We start from the raw sequence: 17,889 nt of genomic DNA, 5'->3' as shown, positions 1-17,889 counted from the left end.
GGCGGGTCACTGCTTGACGGCGCCGGCGATGCTGTCGACGAAGTGGCGCTGCATCGAGATGAACACCGCCATCACCGGCAGCAGGGAGATCACCGCGGCGGCGGCGAGACCGGAGTAGTCGGTGCTGTACTCGCCGACGAAGCTGGTCATGCCGACGGCGAGGGTGCGCAGGTCCGGCTGGCTCAGCGTGAACACCAACGGCAGCAGGTAGGCGTTCCAGGCGGTCAGGAACTGCAGGATGATCACGGTCGCGGTCACCGGCCAGGCCAGCGGCAGCATGATCCTGAAGAAGATCGTCACCGGTCCGGCGCCGTCGACCCGGGCGCTCTCCTCCAGCTCCATCGGCAGGCTGCGGAAGTACCCGGCGTACAGCAGGGTGGCCGCGACGTGGCCGCCGGCACCCAGACCGAGGACGACCCCGGCGTGGGTGTTGAGCAGCCCGAGGGAGTCGGTCAGCTGGGTCACCGGGATGATCGTGTAGCCCTCGGGCAGGAAGAAGGTCACCAGGAAGATCCCGATGACCAGCTTCTTGCCCGGGAAGTCGCAGCGACCCAGCACGTAGCCGGCCAGCGCGCTGCGGACCACGATGAGCGCCACGGTGGCCGCGGTGATGACCACGGAGTTGACGAAGTAGCGGCTGAAGCCGACCTGCTCCCAGGCCCGCACGTAGTTGTCCCACACCAGGGTCTCCGGCAGCAGCGCGAGACCCTGGCCGAAGATGTCGCCCTGCTCCTTGAAGGAGGCCGAGAGCACCCACAGGAACGGGTAGATCCAGACCAGGCAGAACAGCGCGAGCCCGACGCCGACCAGCAGCCGGCCACGGGGTCGTCGACGCCGTCGGACGCCGCCGGCCCCGGGGCCCGGACCGGTGGCTGGCGGGGTGGACCCGACGACCGGGGTCGCCGTCCTCGCCGGCGCGCTCACGTCAGGCTCCGGCGACGCACGGCGCGGACCCCGAGGGCCTGCCCCACGGCCAGGGCGATGGTCAGCAGGCCGAAGAGCACGGCCGCGGCCGAGGCGTAGCCCAGCTCGGGGACGGTGGCCTCGAAGGCGGTGCGGTAGATGAAGATCTCGATCACCTCCGAGGAGTAGGCGGGTCCGCCACCGGTGAGGGTGTTGGCGAGGTCGAAGACGTTCAGCGCGCCGACCATGTCGATCAGGGTGATGATGACCAGGAAGGGCACCAGCAGCGGCAGGGTGATGTGCAGGAACTCCCGCACCGGCCCCGCCCGGTCGACCCTGGCCGCCTCGCCCAGCTCGGGCGGGATGGTCTGCAGGGCGGCCAGCCAGTAGATCATCGTGATCCCCAGCCACTTCCACACCCAGACCCCGATGACGGCACCCAGGGACGTGTCGGAGTCGGCGGCGAAGCCGACCGGTGACTCCAGCAGGGCCACCCGCAGCAGCGCCGCGTTGACCGGCCCGCCGGCGTCCAGGATCAGGGTGAAGACCACCCCGATCACCGCCCCCGTGGTCACCACGGGCAGGAAGATCAGCGTGCGGAAGAGGCCGCGCAGCGGGGTCAGCCGGCTGTTCAGCACCAGGGCCAGCAGCAGCGCGCCCCCGACCCGGATCGGCACCGCCACCACCATGAACACCAGCGAGTTGCCGAAGGCGTTCCAGAACAGGTCGTCGCCCAGCAGCCGCTCGAAGTTCTCCAGCCCGACGAACTCACCCCTCAGCGCGAAGCCGGGCCAGTCCAGGAAGGCGTACCACCAGCTGGCCAGCAGCGGGTAGACCGTCCACAGCCCGTAGCCCACGAAGGTGGGGAGCAGGAACAGGTAGACCCACCAGCTCCGACGCGCCCTGGCCAGCACCCCTGGTCGGCCCCGCCGCGGGGCGGCTCCTCCTCCACCGGCGGCGGACGGCGCGGCCGGGGCCGTGGCCGGGAAGGAGGTCACTGCTGGTGGTCCTGCCCGGGCTGCCAGCCCTCGAAGCGCCAGTCGTCCACGGAGACGGTGGCCCCGTCGGCGGTGACCGCCTCGATGGCCCGGTCGCGCTCGGCGGTGATCGCGTCCTGGTAGGTCTGCAGGGCCGAGCGCCAGTCCGAGCTGGAGTCGGTGAGGGCGGCCTGGACGATCTGCCCGATCCCGGGGTCGATCTGGCGCATCTCGGCCAGGACGCGGGAGACGTCGGGGTTGCGCACCTGGGGCACGGGTGCCATGTGGACGCTCTCGGCCATCAGCTCCACGTTGCGACGGTAGGCGGGGTGGACGTCGGCCTCGGCCACCACCTCGGTCAGCACCGGGGGCTGGTCCATGGCGCCGGCCAGCATGCGCTGGAACTCCGGCTCCACCATGGACATCATGATCTGGGCGCCGAGCCGGGCGTGGACGGCCTGCGACGAGACCCAGAAGGTGCCGCCGGGAGGGCCGCTGTAGAGGTGCGGCGGGGTGCCGTCGGAGGTGGGCAGCTGCCAGACCCCGACGCCGCGCTCGATGGCGGCGGTGTCCTGGACCGTGAGCCCGCCGATGAACCAGGGCCCCCAGAGGTAGACGGCGGCCTCGCCGGCCGCCCAGCGGGCCCGGGCGTCACGGGTGTCCATCGAGGCGGAGGACGGGTGGACCAACCCGTCCTGCTGCAGCGAGAGCAGGAGCTCCATCGCCTCGAGGTAGGGGTCGGTGGTGTAGGCGTACTCGCCGGTGCGCGGATCCACCGGACCCACGCCTCCTGCCGACATCGCCAGCCGGTCCAGCAGGGCGACCAGGTACGGCGGGGCCTTGGCCGCCACCACCAGGGGGTGGACGTCGTCGCCGCTGCTCTGGTCCAGCGTGCGGAGCGCGGCCCGGAACTCGTCCCAGCTGGCCGGGCCGTCCTCGGGGTCCAGACCGGCCTGCTCCACCAGCTCGGTGTTGAGCCAGGGGATGGCGTCGTGCCAGCGGCTGCTGAACACGGGCACCGTGTACAGCTCGCCGTCGAAGCGGTGCACGCCGTCCAGCAGCAGGTCCGCCACCGGGGAGGCGTCCACGTCGACGAAGTCGTCGAGGGGCTGGAACCAGCCCGCGGCCTGCAGCGAGGCCGGTGAGCCGTCCAGCCCCGCCAGCGAGTGCACGTCGGGGAGCTGGTTGCTGCGCCGGCCGAGCTGGAGGGCCTGACCCATCGCCGGGCCGTCCATCTCGCGGCGCTCGACGGTGACGCCCGGGTGGCTCTCCTCGAACGGGGTGAACAGCTGCTCCTCGAAGAGCTGGGTGAGGGGGCGGAACTGGTCCCACCAGGTCACCGTCCCGGTGTCGGCGCCACCGTCCGTGGCGGGGGCCGCGGGTTCCCCGCCGCCCGTGCACCCCACCAGCCAGGGGCTGGCCACGGCCGTCCCGGCCAGTCCGGCGCCGGCCACCAGGGTCCGGCGGCTGAACGCTGGGCCACCGGCCCGTCCGATCGTGTGCTGAGTCATCCACAGGCCCTTCGCATCGACGTTGATGAGCCGTGAACGTAGGAAGCCCCCCGGGGGCCGGTCAACGCTTCTGCCTAGAACCCGCCCGGATCAGTCAGAACGTTGCCGCCCTCCGGAGCCGCTTCCTACGCTGCGGACGTGCCCGTGGACGAGCAGGTCGACGAAAGCCCCCGCCGAGAGGCTGGGCAGCGCCCGAACATCCTGCTGCTGTGCACCGACCAGCAGCGTTGGGACGCCCTGGGCGCCGCGGGGAACCCGCACATCGACACGCCCCACCTGGACCGCCTCGCCGCCGAGGGGGCCCGGCTCACGCAGTGCTACGTCCAGTCCCCGGTCTGCGGCCCGTCCCGCGCCAGCCTGATGACCGGCCGCTACCCCCGCAACCACGGGGAGTGGGCCAACGGGGTGGATCTGCCCGCGGACCAGGAGCTCTTCACCCGCGCCCTGGCCGACGTCGGCTACGACTGCGGGCTGGTGGGCAAGCTGCACCTCGGCGCCGCCGCCGGCGGCAGGGTGGAGCCCCGCCTGGACGACGGCTTCAGCACCTTCCGGTGGGCCCACGACCCCTACGTCAGCTCCTCGCAGAACGCGTACCACGGGTGGTTGGAGCAGCACTTCCCCGGTGTGCTGGCCCGCACCCTGGCCCAGGGGCCGGCGGCCTTCGACACGCTCCCCACCGAGGCGCACTACAGCCACTGGGTGGCGGAGGAGGCGCTGGGGTTCCTGCGCCGGGAGCGAGGGCAACCCTTCTGCCTGGTGGCCAACTTCTTCGACCCCCACCACGGGTTCGGCTCCCCACCGGAGTACCGCGCCCGGTACTGCGCCGAGACGCTGCCGCCGCCGTCCACGGTGCCCGACGAGCTGGCGGACAAGCCTGCGGTCTGGACCGAGGCGTCCCGACGCTCCTCAGCCGGCCGGGCGCGGGGGTTCGCCGAGCACAGCGCCGAGGAGATCCAGGAGATCAAGGCGCAGTACTACGCCATGGTCAGCCTGGTCGACGACGAGGTGGGCCGGGTGCTGGACGCCCTGGACGAGCTGGGGCTGCGGGAGGACACCGTGGTGGTCTTCACCAGCGACCACGGCGAGCTGCTCGGGGACCACCAGATGCTGCTCAAGGGACCGATGATGTTCGACTGCTCGGTGCGGGTGCCGTTGCTCGTGCGGTGGCCCGACCGGGTGGCCGCGGGGACGGTCCGGGAGGACCTGGTGCAGTGGATCGACCTGGCCCCCACGCTGCTGGAGGCGGCGGGGCTGCCGGAGGCGCTGCCCCGTGGACAGGGCCGCTCGCTGCTGCCCCTGCTCGTCGGGGACCCGTCGTGGTGCCCCCGCGGGTGGGCGCTGAGCGAGTACCGCGACAGCGGCGCGCCCTACGACCCTCCGGTGCACACCACGATGCTGCGCCACGCCAGCACCAAGCTGGTGGTCCACCACGGTCCCCCGGCCACCAGCCGGCCCCGTGACGGCGAGCTGTACGACCTCGCCGCCGACCCCGGAGAGCTCACCAACCTGTGGCGCGACCCCGGCTCGGCCGGCCTCCGGCTGGAGATGCTGGAGCGGCTGCTGGATGTCCTCGTCGCCACCGAGGACCGCAGCAACCCCCGCCTGGCCGCCTTCTGAGCCCGGAGCCGGCTGCGGTCACCGCAGGCTGTCCGGCACCGCGAGGAGGGGCACGCTGTCGTCGTGCAGCACCCGGGCGATCGCCCCGAGCGCGCCGGCGTAGTCGCCGAGCCGGGCGGGCTCGACCCGGACCGCGTCCGCGTGCGGGCCGCCGAGCTGGTCGCGCAGGGTGCGTCGGACCGGGTCCAGCAGGTGCTCCCCGAGCCCGATCAGCTCACCTCCGACGACCACGTGCACCACGTCGGTGACCGTGGCGACCCCGGCCAGCACGGCACCGATCCGGCGTCCGGCGGTGCGCACCACCTCCGCCGACCTCCGCTCGGACCGGTCCAGGGCGGCCCTCAGCTCCGCCACGCCCGCGTGGCCGGCGTCGGCCAGCACCTGGTCGAGGCGGACGTAGCGCTCCAGGCACCCGTGCTTGCCGCAGCGGCACAGCGGGCCCTCGGCGTCCACGCAGACGTGGCCGAACTCCCCGGCCTGCCCGCGCTGGCCGGTGTGGATGCGACCCCCCAGCACCAGCGCCCCGCCCACCCCGTTGGACAGCTTCAGGTAGGCCACGTCGGAGACCCCCCGAGCGGCTCCCCAGACCGTCTCGGCCAGCCCGGCGAGCCGGGCGTTGTTGTCGCTGCGGACGGGGACGCCGAGAGCGCTCCCCAGCTGGGTCTCCAGGGCGGCCTGGACCTCGGCCCGGCCGCTGATGCCCCCGGGGACACCGACCCCCGCGGCGGCCAGCGGGTGACGCCCCCGGGAGGCGACCAGCTCGCGCCCGGCCGTCAGCGCGAGCGCGCTCCGCTCGTCCCACCCGGTGTCGCGTCGGTAGGACAGGGTCCTCGAGCCGGCCACCTCGTGGGCGGCGTCGGCCAGCACCAGCGCCACCCTGGCGTGCCCGAAGTCCACACCCAGCACCAGCCCGGCGGCGGGGGTCAGGGTGAGCGTCTCCGGCGGTCGGCCCACCTGCGTCGGGGACGGTGCGGAGTCAGCGGTGACCACCTGACCGCGGGCGATCAGACGGCCGCTCAGCTGCGAGACGGTGGCTCGGGAGAGGCCGGTGACCGCCACCAGCTCGGCCCGGCTGCAGGCGCCGTAGCGGCGCAGGTGGGTCAGGACCTGCTCCTCGTGGACGGCCCTCGGCGACCTCGACGTCTCGTCGCCGCGTCGCTGCACCCCCAGAGGACAGCACCTGTCCCCGGACCGGTCAACTCGGCCCGGTCAGCCCAGCCGGTCAGCTGGCGCGGGTGACGGCCCACTGCCGGAGCCGGTCGATCCGCGACTGCAGCTGGGCCGCGTCGGCGGCGGCGGTGGGCGGGCCGCCGCAGGTCTCGCGCAGGCTGTTGTGGATGACGCCGTGCGGCTGCCCGGTGCGGTGGTGCCAGGCGGCGACCAGCCCGTTGAGCTCCTTGCGCAGCTCACGGAGCTGGCCGTGGGTGGTGCGTGGTTCGGGGTCCGGTGCGCGGGTGGAGCCGCGAGCCACCTGCTCGGCCTGGCGACGGCGCAGCAGGTCGCGCACCTGGTCGGCCTCCAGCAGCCCCGGCAGACCCAGGTAGTCCGCCTCGTCGGCCGAGCCGGAGGCGCTGCCCAGGCCGTACTCACCACCCTCGAAGAGCACCCGGTCGAAGTCGGCCTCGCTGGTCAGGGCGGTGAACTCCCCCAGCTCGTCGGCGTCGGGTTCGTTCTCCACCCGGTCCTCGTCCAGCGGGTCGAGCTCGATCTCCTCGGTCCGGGTGGGCGGCTTGAGGGCGTGGTCGCGCTGGAGCTCCATCTCCGCGGCGTAGCCGAGCAGGGTGGCGATGCTGGGCACGAACACCGAGGCCGTCTCGCCGCGGCTGCGGGCGCGGACGAAGCGTCCGACGGCCTGGGCGAAGAACAGCGGGGTCATGGTGGTGGTGGCGTAGACGCCGACCGCGAGCCGGGGCACGTCCACGCCCTCGGACACCATCCGCACCGCCACCATCCAGCGGTCGTCGCCGGCGGAGAAGGCGCTGATCCGCCCGCTGCTGCCGGGCTCGTCGCTGAGCACGACGGTCGGGTCCTGGCCGGTGATCCGCTTGAGGATGGCGGCGTAGGCCCGGGCGCTGGTCTGGTCGGTGGCGATCACCAGCCCGCCGGCGTCGGGGACGTGGTTGCGCACCTCGCTGAGCCGGGTGTCAGCCGCCTGCAGCACGGCCGGGATCCAGGAGCCCTTGGGGTCCAGCGCCGTCCTCAGGGCCTGGGCCGCGAGGTCCTTGGTCATCGGCTGCCCGAGCCGCGCGGCCACCTCGTCACCGGCGCGGGTCCGCCAGCTCATGTCCCCGGAGTAGGCCATGAACAGCACCGGGCGGACGATGTGGTCGGCGAGCGCCTCGGCGTAGCCGTAGGAGTAGTCGGCCTGGGAGCGCAGCTGGCCGGCGCCGTCGTGCTCGTAGCGCACGAACGGGATCGGGTTGGTGTCGGAGCGGAACGGGGTGCCGGTCAGCATCAGCCGCCGGGCGGCGGGGTCGAAGGCCTCGCGGACCGACTCCCCCCAGCTGCGGGCGTCCCCGGCGTGGTGGATCTCGTCCAGGATCACCAGCGACTTCGTGCGCTCCACCCTGATCCGCAGCGCGTTGGGGTTCACCGCCACGCCGGCGTAGGTGAGGGCGAAGCCCTGGAACTCGGTGCTGGTGGCTCCCTGCCTGGTCCCGAAGGCGGGGTCGATCGCCAGCCCGATCCGGGCCGCGGCCTCGGCCCACTGCGTCTTGAGGTGCTCGGTGGGGGCAACCACCACGACCTGGGAGACGACGCGCCGGTTGACGAGCTCCGCGGCCAGGGTGAGGGCGAAGGACGTCTTCCCCGCGCCGGGCGTGGCCACGGTCAGGAAGTCGCGCGGCTGGGTCTCCCGGTAGCGGTCCAGCGCCGCCTGCTGCCAGGCGCGCAGCCGGGGCACCGTGCCCCACGCGGCCCGGTCGGGGAAGGCGGGCGGGAGACGCTCGGGGTGTGCGGGACCGGCGTCTGAGAAGAGATCAGGAGCCTGGGGGGTCACTGGCCCCACTCTAGCCGCGGCCGGCGCCCGGTCGGTTCAGGAGAGGTCCACGGCGTGCACCGACCCGTCCTGCTCCCCGACCAGCAGCACGTCCCCCACCCGGGCGGGCGTGGAGAAGGTGTTCGCGGTGAACAGCTGGCGCCGGCGGCGGACCGTGCCGGCGGTCAGGTCGAGCTCCACCAGCAACCCGGCGGTGCCGACGACCCAGGCGGTGCTCCGGTCCGCCGACAGCACCGGACCGGCGTTCAGCACCCGCGGCGCGGTCGGCGCAGTCCACCGGGCGTTCCCGTCGGCCGGGTCGAGCAGGACGGCGACCCCCCGCTCGTCCACCAGCAGCAGCTCATCCTCGGCCACCAGCAGCGACGGTGCGTAGACGTGGCTCCCGGCGCGCCGCCACCGCTCGGTGCCGGTGGCCAGGTCGAGGGCGTGCGCGGCCGAGACGGTGGCGACCAGCACGCCTCCCCCGGGCAGCAGCTCGACCGTGTCGTCCCAGGGGCCGTAGATCAGCCGCGTGTAGGCCGTGGTCCGGGTGTTGGTGCTGAAGCCCCAGACCCGCTCGCCGGTACGGGCGTCGAGGGCGTAGGCCCGGCCGTCACCGGCCCCGACCACGACCAGCCGCCCGTCGCAGGCCACCCGCCCGGCCGACATCACCGGCACCGTCGCCCGCCAGCGGCTCCGGCCCTGCAGGTCGAGCGCGTGCAGGGTCTCCCCGGCCGCGACCAGCACCGTCTCGGCCCCCTCGACCTCGGTGACCAGCGGGGTCGACAGCACGGGCACGCCGAGGTCGGCGCGCCACTGCTCGGCACCCGTCGCGGCGTCGAGCGCGTGCAGGTGGTGGTCCGCGGAGGGCACGACCACGGTGCCGCCGTCGCGGCTGAAGGCGGGGCCGCGGTGCACCGGGCCGAGCTCGCGCCGCCAGACCCGGCCGGGCCCGCCGGGCGTCGGCCGCAGCGCCTCGACCGCCCCTGAGCCGCTGGCGGCCACCACCAGGTCGTCGTGGACGGCCAGCGCACCCTGCACCGGGCCGCCGACCCGGTGCGACCACAGCACCGGCAACGGCTCCTCCGCCGTGCGGCGCTGCACGGCGACGGTCGACTCCCAGAGCCGGCCGTCGGCGGCCCGGGCCCGCACCTGCACCCGGTGCCGGCCGGCCGGCAGCCCGTCCGCGGGGAGCTCACCGGAGAAGAGCCCCCGGCTGCGGCGCCGCAACGGGGTGGCGGCGGCGTCGGAGGTGCCGCCGAAGACGCCCTGGGCGTACACCCGCGCCTCGACCTCGGCCACCCCGCGGAGCGCCGGCACCGTCAGGGAGAACCGGTCGCCCTCGTCGCGCGCCCGCGGCCGCAACGGTCCGAGGTCGGATCCCGTGGCGGCGAGGGGGATGGTGGTGAACGGCCGCCGCACCGGCTGGCCGGTGGCCGGGACGGTGACGTGGGTGACCTCGAGCACCGGTCCCCCGTCGCCGGCCACCCGCTGCACCAGGTAGTAGAAGGGGTTGCCCTTGGTGGCCAGGCCGGTCACCTGGGTCAGCCCGTTGAAGCGGCTGACCTCCTCGCGGTGGATGTGCCCGGCGAAGATCCCGCGGACGTCGAAGGGCTCGATCGTCGCGAGCAGCGCCTCGGTGTCGTTGACGTAGTGGTTGCGCCCACCGAGCGGGTAGTGCAGGAACAGCAGAGTGGGGGTGTCCTCGCCGGCCCGGCGCAGGTCGTCGCGGAGCCACTCCAGCAGCTCGGGACCGAAGAGGCCGGGCTCCTGGAGCACCTGGGTGGGGTCGAGCCCGACCACGTGCAGGCCGGCCACGTCGAAGGAGGCCGTCGACGGGCCGAAGACCGCCCGGTAGGCCTCCCCCGCGGTCGGGTCCCAACGCGCCTCGTGGTTGCCCGGCACGTGGTGCAGCAACGGCCACAGCGCGTCGGGGACGCAGGCCCGGTAGGCGTCGTACTCCGCGACCGCGCCGTACTCGGTGATGTCACCGCAGTTGAGCACGAAGGCCGGCGACTCGCCCTCGACGGCGGTGAACACCCGACGCAGGTTGGCCAGGTTGGTGGGCACATCGACGTCGGCGTGGGTGTCGGTCAGCACCACGAACGTCAGCGGGTCGGTGCCGCGGGCGCTGGCCGTCCCGGCCGGCAGACCCGTCAGGCCGACCAGACCGCCGGCCCCAGCCAGGCCGAGGAACCCCCGGCGGCCGAGTCCGGCGCCGGCGGGGGTCGAGGAGGAGGTGGGCAGCGGTGCGGGGGTGGTCACCCGACCCACGCTCTCCCCCGGAGGTGGACCGCGCTGCGGACTCGGTCGAACGGCGCGGCAACGGCGTCCGACGCCTCGGTGAACGGCGCCCGGGCGGAGGCGTGCGAGCGGCGTCGTCGGATCCTCAGCATCGTCTGCGCGATCCCTTCCGTCGCTCACAGGCGTGCCGGGTCCGGCGGGTCTAGCGTCGCGAGCAAAGGGGGCGATGACGATGACGTCGAAGCAGTGGGTACGAGGGGCCGCCGTGACGGCTTTCGGGATGGCGATGGCGGTGGTGCCCGTGGTGGTGCCGCAGGCGGAGGCGGCGAGCTGCCCGACCTACCGCTGGGGGTCGTTGGCCAAGGTGGACGGGGAGTTCACCGCCAACGACATCGGCTCGGTGCGCAGCGGGCGGCACGCCTGCTTCGACCGGCTGGTGATCGACCTGGACGACCGCGGGGTGGGCTACGACGTCCGCTACGGCGCCGTCTACCAGGAGGGCAGCGGGGACCGGGTGTACCTGAGGGGCACCGACATCCAGATCATCGTGCGGGCCTGGGGCCGTGACCTCAGGAACAGCCGGGAGCTGCTGGACGTCCGCGGCTACAGCACCTTCCGCCAGGTGGCGATGGCCGGCACCTTCGAGGGGCAGACCACGCTCGGGCTCGGGGTCAGGGCGCGGCTGCCGATGCGGGTGCTGGAGCTGGACGGTCCCGGTGACGGAAGCCGGCTGGTGATCGACGTGGCCCACTCCTGGTGAGCCGCCCGACCGGCCCCCGGGACGCTCGACGCAGCGCGTCCCGGGGGCCGGTGCCGTCACGCACCAGCAGCCGGCGGCTCAGGACGACGGAGCGGTGATCCGTCCGATCCGCAGGGTCAGCAGGGTGCCGACCAGGGCGGCGGCGGCCATCGCGGCGAAGACGGTGCCGAAGGTGGCGCTGAGGGCACCGCTGTGCAGCACGGCGAAGATGGTGCCGGCACCACCGGCCAGGATCGCGTTGCCCAGGGCCTCCCCCACCTGCAGCGAGGAGGAGTTGCGACCCTGCTCGTGGGAGCGGCTGAGGGTCATCATCGCCACCGAGCTGCTCGACATCATCAGCCCCATCCCCAGTCCGACGAAGATCCAGGCGACGCCGACGAAGCCGAACCAGACCGAGGGCACCGCCGCGATCACGGCGGTCGCCGAGAGACCCAGCAGCAGCGACGCGCTGCCGGAGGTGATCAGCTGGTCGCGGCGCAGCGGCAGCCAGGTGCGCGACTGCAGCCAGGAGCCGGTGGTCCAGCCCACCGCGCCGACGGTGAGCGAGGCCCCGGCCAGCACCAGCGGGAGCCCGCGGGTCTGCACCAGCATCAGAGGCACGAACGCCTCCGCCCCGAAGAAGGCTCCTGCGGCGACGGCGCGGGACCAGACCACCGAGGACAGCCCGCGGCTCACCCGCAGGAACCCCGGCGGCATCAGCCGCGGCACGGCGACCACCAGCGCCGCGACGGCGACCACCGCGACGGCCACGGTCAGCAGGTCCACCGTGACCGCGGCCCGCTGGCCGGCGTACTGGATCCCGGCCGCGGCCAGCGCCACCACCGCCCCGGCCCACAGCGGCACCGGGGTGGAGCGCTCGATGATGTCGAGGGCACCGCTGCGCTGCAGCTTGAGCATGGCGGGGAGACCGAGCGCCCCGGCCACCAGCACCAGCGGGAGGACGCCGATGAACACCCAGTGCCAGCTGAAGGTCTCGGTGATCCAGGCCGAGACGGGTGGGCCGATGAAGGCCGGCACCACCCAGGCGGTGGAGATCCAGGTCATCATCGTGGGCCGGTGACGCTCCTCGAACCCGCGCGCGACCATGACGAACAGGCCGAGGTTGAGCGCCCCGGCGCCGATGCCCTGGATCAGGCGCCCGAGCAGCAGCTGCAGCATCACCTCCGCGGTGCCGGCCACCACCAGCCCGACGGCGAAGGTGATCATGCCGGTCACCAGCGGGCGCAGCGGGCCGACGCGGTCCGCCACCCGCCCGGCCACCACGGTGGCGGTGAGCATCCCGATCACGAAGAGGGTGAAGGCCCAGGCGTAGTAGCGCAGCCCGCCGAGGTCCTCCGCGGCCCGCGGCATCGCGGTGGCCACCGAGATCGACTCGAAGGCGATCGCCACCACCCCGATGCAGAGGCCGACCCCGAGGGCGCGCCGGTCGACGTCGGGCGCGCCGACGGTGGCCGCCGGCGCGTGCTGGTCGGTCATGGGCGCTGCTCCGTCATGGTCGTGCTCTCCCGGCGTCGTCTAGGGCGGTGGTGCGGGACCATGTCAGCACCTCGAGCGTGCTGGAGGTCAAGGCGGTATCAGCCGGGACGGGTCAGCACCAGCGCCTCACCGCGGGTGACGGCGATGGTGTGCTCGGAGTGGGAGGAGCGGCTGCCGTCGGCGCTGCGCAGGGTCCAGCCGTCGTCGTCGACCACCAGCTCGTCGGTGCCGGCCATGAACCACGGCTCGATGGCGATCACCAGCCCGGGCCTGAGGGTCAACCCGCGGCCGCGCTCCCCGACGTTGGGCACGTGCGGCTCCTGGTGCATGGTGCGCCCGACACCGTGGCCGCCGAACTGGCCGTTGACCGGGAGCCCGTAGGAGGCGGCCACCTCGGCGATGGCGGCGGAGACGTCGCCCATCCGCCGGCCGGAGCGGGCGCTCCCGATCGCCGCCTCCAGGGCCTCCTCGGTGGCCCGGACCAGCCGCGCGTCCTCCGGCGCCACCGACCCGACCCCGAAGGTGATCGCGGAGTCGGCCACCCAGCCGTCGACCGAGACGGCCAGGTCGAGGGTGAGCAGGTCGCCGTCGACGAGGGCGTGGTCGTGGGGCAGACCGTGCAGGGCGGCGTCGTTGACCGAGGTGCAGATGTAGTGCCCGAAGGGCGAGGCGCCGAAGGAGGGGTGGTAGTCGACGTAGCAGCTGACCGCGCCGCGACGGCGCACCAGCTCCTCCACCCGGGCGTCGATCTCGAGCAGGTTCGTGCCGGGGCGCACGCTCTCGCGCAGCTCGGCCAGGACGCCCGCGACGAACTCCCCCGCCGGACGCATCTGCTCGATCGTCCGGGGGTGGTGCAGGTCGACCATGGCCCCAACCTATCCGTCGCGGACTAACATGACGCCATGACGCAGCAGACCACGCAGGAGCTGAGCCCGGGCGCCCAGACCGTCATCGACGAGCGCACCGACCACCGCCTGGACGAGGGCGACCACGAACGCTTCTCCCACTACGTGCCCAAGGCCCCGCTGACCGAGGCGATGGTGATGGGGACGCCGGTGGTGGCGCTCTGCGGCAAGGTGTGGGTGCCCAGCCGCAACCCCGACAAGTTCCCGGTCTGCCCCGAGTGCAAGGAGATCTGGGAGAGCCTGCACGACGAGGGCGGGGACGGCTCGGGCGAGTGACCTGCCGGCCGCGGTCTCAGACCGCGGCCTCGTAGGGCTGCTCGGCCGACCGGTCGACGGGCAGCAGGTCCCCGGTCTCCCCCGCCCGGACGGCCCGTCGTCCCAGCACGTGCAGGTAGGTGAGCACGGCCAGCCAGACCACGGCGCCGATGGTGACCCGGGCCCAGGCGGGCAGCGTGCTGGGGGTGAGGAAGCCCTCCAGCGCGCCGCTGATCAGCAGCACCAGGACGAGCCCGAGCGCGATGCTGGCCGCGGCCCGGCCCTCGGCGGCCAGGGCGGCACCGCGGCTGCGGGCACCCGGGGAGATCCAGGCCCAGGCCAGCCGCAGCCCCCCGGCGGCGGCGATCCAGATGGCGGTCATCTCCAGCAGCCCGTGGGGCAGGATCAGACCGAAGAACACGTCGGCGCGGTCGTGGCCGATCATGAAGCCGGCGGCGATGCCCAGGTTCTCGGTGTTGGACCAGAACACCAGCAGCAGCGGCACCAGGGCCACCCCGAGCAGCAGGCAGAGGGCGGCCACCCGGGCGTTGTTCAGCCAGACCAGCAGCGCGAAGTCGTGGGCGGGGTTCTCGCTGTAGTAGGTGGCGAAGTCGTGCTCGACGTAGGCCTGCTGGAGCTCCGGGGACAGCAGCGAGTCCGCCAGCGCCGGGTCACCCGCGACCCGGGAGGCGACCAGCGCGCCGAGGCCGATCATCACTCCGGCCAGAGCCAGGGTGAGCCAGCGGGAGCGGTAGACCGCGGCCGGGAAGGCGACGGTGAGGAAGCGGACCAGGGCGGCGAGCAGCACCGGCGAGGTCCCGTTGAGGACGCCCCGGGCCCTGGCCAGCAGGTCGGTGAGGCGGGCCTCCAGCAGCGGGTCGAAGGCGCTGGCCCGGACCACCGAGAGGTGCGTGGCCACGACCGAGCAGAGGTCGGCCAGCTCGTCGGCCTGGGCACCGCTCAGCCGTCGCCGGCTGCTGGTGAGCCTCTCCAGCCGGTTCCACTGCTCCTCGCGCTCGGCGACGTAGGAGTCGATGTCCATGGGCGGAGACTAGCCGTCCGGCGGTCCTGGCCGCGTCGGCGGTGCGAGCTACCGGTCGCGCCAGCTGTGGCTGGGGGTCCAGCCGAAGAGCTCGCGCATCCGGGAGCAGTCGAAGGCCGAGCGCGGGTCCTCGTAGTCGGCGGCGAAGCGGTCGTAGCCGTCGTAGTGCTCGGCCATCAGCTCCTTCAGGCCCCGCTTGGCCCGGGTGTCCGCCGCGGCGATCAGACAGACCTCGTGCCCGGTGCTGGTGCCCTCGAGCGCGGCGCGGTAGGCGGTGCCGACGTCGCGGGCGTCGATGTAGCTCCAGAAGTTGGCCTTGCTGATCGAGGGGTCGGCCCACTCGGCCTCGAACTTGCCGTACTCGTCGGGCGGGATGACGTTGTTGATCCGCAGCCCCACCCAGGCGGTGTCGCGGTAGCGCAGCGAGAGCGTGTCCGCGATGACCTCGCTCAGGTACTTGCTCAGGGCGTAGGCGTTCGGGGAGGGACGCCGCTCGTCCTCGGTGAAGGGGATCTGCTCGGGCACGACGCCGTCGGTGAGGAGCCCGGTGGCCATCTCGCTGGAGGCGTAGACCACCCGCTGGACCCCGGCGTCGCCGGCGGCCTGCATCAGGTTGTGCGCGCTGATCACGTTGTTGTCGAAGACGTCGACCTGCGCCTGCCCGCTCGGGGAGGGGTTCGCGGCGAGGTGGCAGACGCCGTCGGGACGGAACTGGAACAGCGCGTCGTAGACCTTGCCCGCGTCGGTGAGGTCCACCCGGCAGAAGGTGCCCGGCAGCTCGAGGTCGGGACGGGCGGCGAGGTCGAAGTTGACCACCTCGTGCCCCGCGGAGGCCAGCTCCCGCACCACCCACTGCCCGGCTCGTCCGGTTCCTCCGGTCACGACGACACGCATGTATGGGACTCCTGTCCACGGCGGTGGGGACGTCCGGGAGGCGCCCCGGGGAACCCCGTCACGCCGCCGGACGGCGGTCACCGCGAGGCTAGCAGCCACCTCCCGTCGGCCTGTCGGGCCGTAGGGTGGCGGCGTGATCATCACCGGGGACGCCGTCCGGCTGGACCTGCGTCCCGCGCGGGTGCCGACCCGGGCCCTCGCCGCGTCGATCGACCTGCTGTGGATCACCGGGCTGGGGTACCTGTGGACCCGGGCCACCGAGGATCTGGGCGCCTCGGTCGCGGGGATCAGCGCGCTGGCCCTGGCCGGGAACCTGGTGATCAGCTTCGGCTTCCCGATCGCCTTCGAGACCCTCAGCCGGGGGCGGACCCCAGGCAAGTGGGCGATGGGCGTCCGGACGGTCCGTGACGACGGCGGCACCATCCGCTTCCGGCACGCGGCGACCCGGTGGATGGCGTTCTGGTTCGTCGACTTCTCGGTGCTGACCCTGGGCGTCCTCGGGCTGGTAGTGGCCGGGGTGCACCCTCAGGGGAAGCGGATCGGCGACCTGCTGGCCGGGACGATGGTGGTCCGGGTCCGCTCCCCGCGCCAGCCCCCGCCGCTGCCCGACCCCGACCCCGAGCTCGCCGAGTGGATGGCCCGGCTGGAGCTCAGCGGGGTCGGCGACGACCTGCTCGCCGCCGGCCGGACCGTCGTCCGCCGCAGCCGCGAGCTGCGCGCCGCCCCGCGCCAGCAGCTGATGGACGACCTGGCCCAGCGGATCAGCCTCCGCACCAGCCCACCCCCGCCCCGGTGGCTGAGCAGCGAGGAGTTCCTGACCGCCGTCGTGGTCGAGCGCCGCACACGCGCCCGCGACCGCGCGGCCCGGCTCAGCAGCGTCCCGACCGCCGAGCAGCTCCCCGCCGGCTGGCGCTGAGCGTCCGCCCAGCACGCACACCAGTCGAACCGCGCGAGGCTGGAGGCGCGAGCCCTCGAGGCCTCGGTCGTGACCAGGAGGGAGCTGATCGAGAGGGACGCACTGCCGGTCTTTTCCTTTCCGCTCGAAACGGCACCAACCTGACGTCCTCGGACAGGCCACTCAGGGAGCAGGCCCTTCGTCCATGTCTGGAGGCCGATGTGCGGGCCGCCGAGGACCTGCTCGAAATCCAACGTCACTGGCCCGCACGCCGATACGTCACCGATCCTGGGCGGCCTGCCAGGTGTTGCAGTTGACGCACCATCACCGGGCACTTTCACGGGCGGGTCTTACGGGAGCACGTAGACATCGTGGCCACCCCGATGGTTCTCGGCCGGCTGGGCTTGCACAGGCGTGCGGTGAGGGACCGGCTAACGGGCACCCGTTCGGCGGGTGCCCTCCTCCATCAGAGCCGGACGCGCGCTCGATCCGGTGGCACGCTCACGGCGTTCGGCAGGGGTTGAGACGATGAAGCATGCTGACCGCGGATAGCCACGTGCACAGCGAGTGGTCCTGGGACACCGGAGGACTCGAATCCACGGCCAAGGGCACCATGGCCAGAACCTGCGAACGGGCGGTCCGCATCGGTCTGCCAGCAGTGATCTTCACCGAGCACTTCGACTTCGACACCAACTGGAGAGCGGGCAAGGAGGAGTTTCCTCCGGCATGCCATCCCCACATCACTCCAGAGGGCTATCTGCTTGCCCCGCCACTAGACGTCGACGGCTACTTCGACGCCCTCGACAGGTGCCGCCACCAGTTCCCGGAGCTACAGATCCTCAGTGGGGTCGAGTTCGGGCAGCCCCACTTGTTTGAGCAGGCTGCCCGCGACCTGGTCGACCTGTCGAGATTCGACCGGATCAACGGATCGCTGCACACTCTGGTGATGGGCGAGGACAGAGCCGAACCCATCACCCTGTTCAGACTCCGCAGGCCCGATGACGTCATCGAGGACTACCTCGCTGAGGTTCCACAGATGGTGGCCGGATCCGACACCTTCGAGGTCTTCACCCACCTCGACTACGCCGTGCGGACCTGGCCGACCGAGACTGCCGGCCCCTTCGACCCCCGACGCTTCGAAGAGCATTTTCGTGCCGCAATGCGCACCATCGCCTCCAGCGGGCGTGCGCTCGAGATGAACACCCGGCGCCTGTGGCCCTGGATGCCGCAGTGGTGGAAGGAGGAAGGCGGCCGCACCGTCTCCTTCGGCAGCGACGCTCACATCCCCGAGCTGCTCGCTGACGGCTTCCCCGAGGCGATGGCGATGCTGCAGCACCTCGGCTTCCGGCCCGGCAACGAACCCCACCACCTTTGGTCCTGCTAGCCACCCGGCCCCAGCACGAGACGTCCGGCCATTCAGACCGGGCCACCCC

15 protein-coding genes are annotated in these 17,889 nt (G+C 73.1%); 5 read left to right on the top strand and 10 right to left on the bottom strand.

What is annotated here, in order from left to right; all coding sequences use genetic code 11:
- Positions 1–6: 6 nt before the first annotated feature.
- Genes BLT52_RS11105 through BLT52_RS11095 form a run of 3 tightly spaced genes read right to left on the bottom strand, consistent with a single transcriptional unit; the run spans position 7 to position 3,391 of the window.
- Positions 7–924 carry a carbohydrate ABC transporter permease gene (locus tag BLT52_RS11105; protein ID WP_231946267.1) on the bottom strand — a complete coding sequence of 306 codons (918 nt, stop codon included), beginning with the start codon at positions 922–924 and terminating at the stop codon, positions 7–9.
- Positions 921–1,901 carry a carbohydrate ABC transporter permease gene (locus BLT52_RS11100; protein ID WP_090593427.1) on the bottom strand — a complete coding sequence of 327 codons (981 nt, stop codon included), beginning with the start codon at positions 1,899–1,901 and terminating at the stop codon, positions 921–923. Before BLT52_RS11100 ends, BLT52_RS11105 begins: the two co-directional genes overlap by 4 nt.
- Complete coding sequence (locus BLT52_RS11095) at positions 1,898–3,391, bottom strand: ABC transporter substrate-binding protein (protein WP_090593424.1); 1,494 nt, start codon at positions 3,389–3,391, stop codon at positions 1,898–1,900. The genes BLT52_RS11100 and BLT52_RS11095 overlap by 4 nt, the downstream gene beginning before the upstream one ends.
- 138 nt (positions 3,392–3,529) lie before the next feature.
- Here BLT52_RS11095 and BLT52_RS11090 point away from each other — a divergent pair, with 138 nt between their 5' ends.
- The gene (locus BLT52_RS11090) at positions 3,530–5,008 is read left to right on the top strand and encodes a sulfatase-like hydrolase/transferase (RefSeq protein WP_269457547.1); all 1,479 of its coding nucleotides are present in this window, start codon (positions 3,530–3,532) and stop codon (positions 5,006–5,008) included.
- Between the two features lie 18 nt (positions 5,009–5,026).
- On the opposite strand, the gene BLT52_RS11085 is transcribed toward BLT52_RS11090, so the two are convergent.
- From BLT52_RS11085 to BLT52_RS11075, 3 genes are read right to left on the bottom strand one after another with little or no spacing between them, the layout of a single operon-like run.
- Positions 5,027–6,172 (bottom strand): ROK family transcriptional regulator, encoded by a 1,146-nt coding sequence (locus BLT52_RS11085; RefSeq protein ID WP_157677083.1) that lies wholly within the window; start codon positions 6,170–6,172, stop codon positions 5,027–5,029.
- A gap of 58 nt (positions 6,173–6,230) precedes the next feature.
- On the bottom strand, positions 6,231–8,006 hold the full coding sequence (locus BLT52_RS11080; protein ID WP_197679006.1) for a DEAD/DEAH box helicase: 1,776 nt from the start codon (positions 8,004–8,006) through the stop codon (positions 6,231–6,233).
- Positions 8,007–8,042: 36 nt separating this feature from the next.
- Positions 8,043–10,250, bottom strand: coding sequence for an outer membrane protein assembly factor BamB family protein (locus BLT52_RS11075; RefSeq protein WP_157677082.1), 2,208 nt, complete (start codon positions 10,248–10,250; stop codon positions 8,043–8,045).
- Positions 10,251–10,494: 244 nt separating this feature from the next.
- Between BLT52_RS11075 and BLT52_RS11070 the strand changes: the two genes are divergently transcribed.
- A complete protein-coding gene (locus tag BLT52_RS11070) occupies positions 10,495–10,989 on the top strand; it encodes an AMIN-like domain-containing (lipo)protein (protein ID WP_197679005.1) in 495 nt (164 codons plus the stop codon).
- Between the two features lie 78 nt (positions 10,990–11,067).
- Here BLT52_RS11070 and BLT52_RS11065 read toward each other — a convergent pair whose 3' ends face one another.
- Positions 11,068–12,465, bottom strand: a complete 1,398-nt coding sequence (locus tag BLT52_RS11065; protein WP_090593412.1) for an MFS transporter — start codon at positions 12,463–12,465, stop codon at positions 11,068–11,070.
- Between the two features lie 98 nt (positions 12,466–12,563).
- Positions 12,564–13,331 (bottom strand): type I methionyl aminopeptidase, encoded by a 768-nt coding sequence (gene map / locus BLT52_RS11060; RefSeq protein ID WP_090593409.1) that lies wholly within the window; start codon positions 13,329–13,331, stop codon positions 12,564–12,566.
- A gap of 36 nt (positions 13,332–13,367) precedes the next feature.
- Between map and BLT52_RS11055 the strand changes: the two genes are divergently transcribed.
- On the top strand, positions 13,368–13,646 hold the full coding sequence (locus BLT52_RS11055) for a DUF3039 domain-containing protein (protein WP_172804026.1): 279 nt from the start codon (positions 13,368–13,370) through the stop codon (positions 13,644–13,646).
- Positions 13,647–13,662: 16 nt separating this feature from the next.
- On the opposite strand, the gene BLT52_RS11050 is transcribed toward BLT52_RS11055, so the two are convergent.
- Together BLT52_RS11050 and BLT52_RS11045 are read right to left on the bottom strand one after the other, a co-directional pair.
- Positions 13,663–14,667 (bottom strand): stage II sporulation protein M, encoded by a 1,005-nt coding sequence (locus BLT52_RS11050; RefSeq protein WP_090593406.1) that lies wholly within the window; start codon positions 14,665–14,667, stop codon positions 13,663–13,665.
- 48 nt (positions 14,668–14,715) lie between these two features.
- Entirely contained in the window at positions 14,716–15,561 is an 846-nt protein-coding gene (locus tag BLT52_RS11045; RefSeq protein ID WP_157677081.1) for an NAD-dependent epimerase/dehydratase family protein, read from the bottom strand.
- Positions 15,562–15,694: 133 nt separating this feature from the next.
- On the opposite strand from BLT52_RS11045, the gene BLT52_RS20820 reads away from it, so the two are divergent.
- Entirely contained in the window at positions 15,695–16,477 is a 783-nt protein-coding gene (locus tag BLT52_RS20820) for an RDD family protein (RefSeq protein WP_157677080.1), read from the top strand.
- Positions 16,478–16,991: 514 nt separating this feature from the next.
- On the top strand, positions 16,992–17,840 hold the full coding sequence (locus tag BLT52_RS11030; protein ID WP_090593397.1) for a PHP domain-containing protein: 849 nt from the start codon (positions 16,992–16,994) through the stop codon (positions 17,838–17,840).
- Positions 17,841–17,889: the final 49 nt, after the last annotated feature.

Source organism: Auraticoccus monumenti (genome assembly GCF_900101785.1).
Taxonomy (GTDB): Bacteria; Actinomycetota; Actinomycetes; order Propionibacteriales; family Propionibacteriaceae; genus Auraticoccus; species Auraticoccus monumenti.
Note: the sequence above shows the minus strand (reverse complement) of the source record. Positions and strands in the feature narration are given on the sequence as shown.

Excerpts from the sequence above, each read along its gene's own strand:
- BLT52_RS11095 (WP_090593424.1), bottom strand. The coding sequence starts at position 3,391 with ATGACTCAGCACACGATCGGACGGGCCGGTGGCCCAGCGTTCAGCCGC.
- BLT52_RS11065 (WP_090593412.1), bottom strand. The coding sequence starts at position 12,465 with ATGACCGACCAGCACGCGCCGGCGGCCACCGTCGGCGCGCCCGACGTC.
- map (WP_090593409.1), bottom strand. The coding sequence starts at position 13,331 with ATGGTCGACCTGCACCACCCCCGGACGATCGAGCAGATGCGTCCGGCG.
- BLT52_RS11055 (WP_172804026.1), top strand. The coding sequence starts at position 13,368 with ATGACGCAGCAGACCACGCAGGAGCTGAGCCCGGGCGCCCAGACCGTC.
- BLT52_RS11050 (WP_090593406.1), bottom strand. The coding sequence starts at position 14,667 with ATGGACATCGACTCCTACGTCGCCGAGCGCGAGGAGCAGTGGAACCGG.
- BLT52_RS11045 (WP_157677081.1), bottom strand. The coding sequence starts at position 15,561 with ATGCGTGTCGTCGTGACCGGAGGAACCGGACGAGCCGGGCAGTGGGTG.
- BLT52_RS11030 (WP_090593397.1), top strand. The coding sequence starts at position 16,992 with ATGCTGACCGCGGATAGCCACGTGCACAGCGAGTGGTCCTGGGACACC.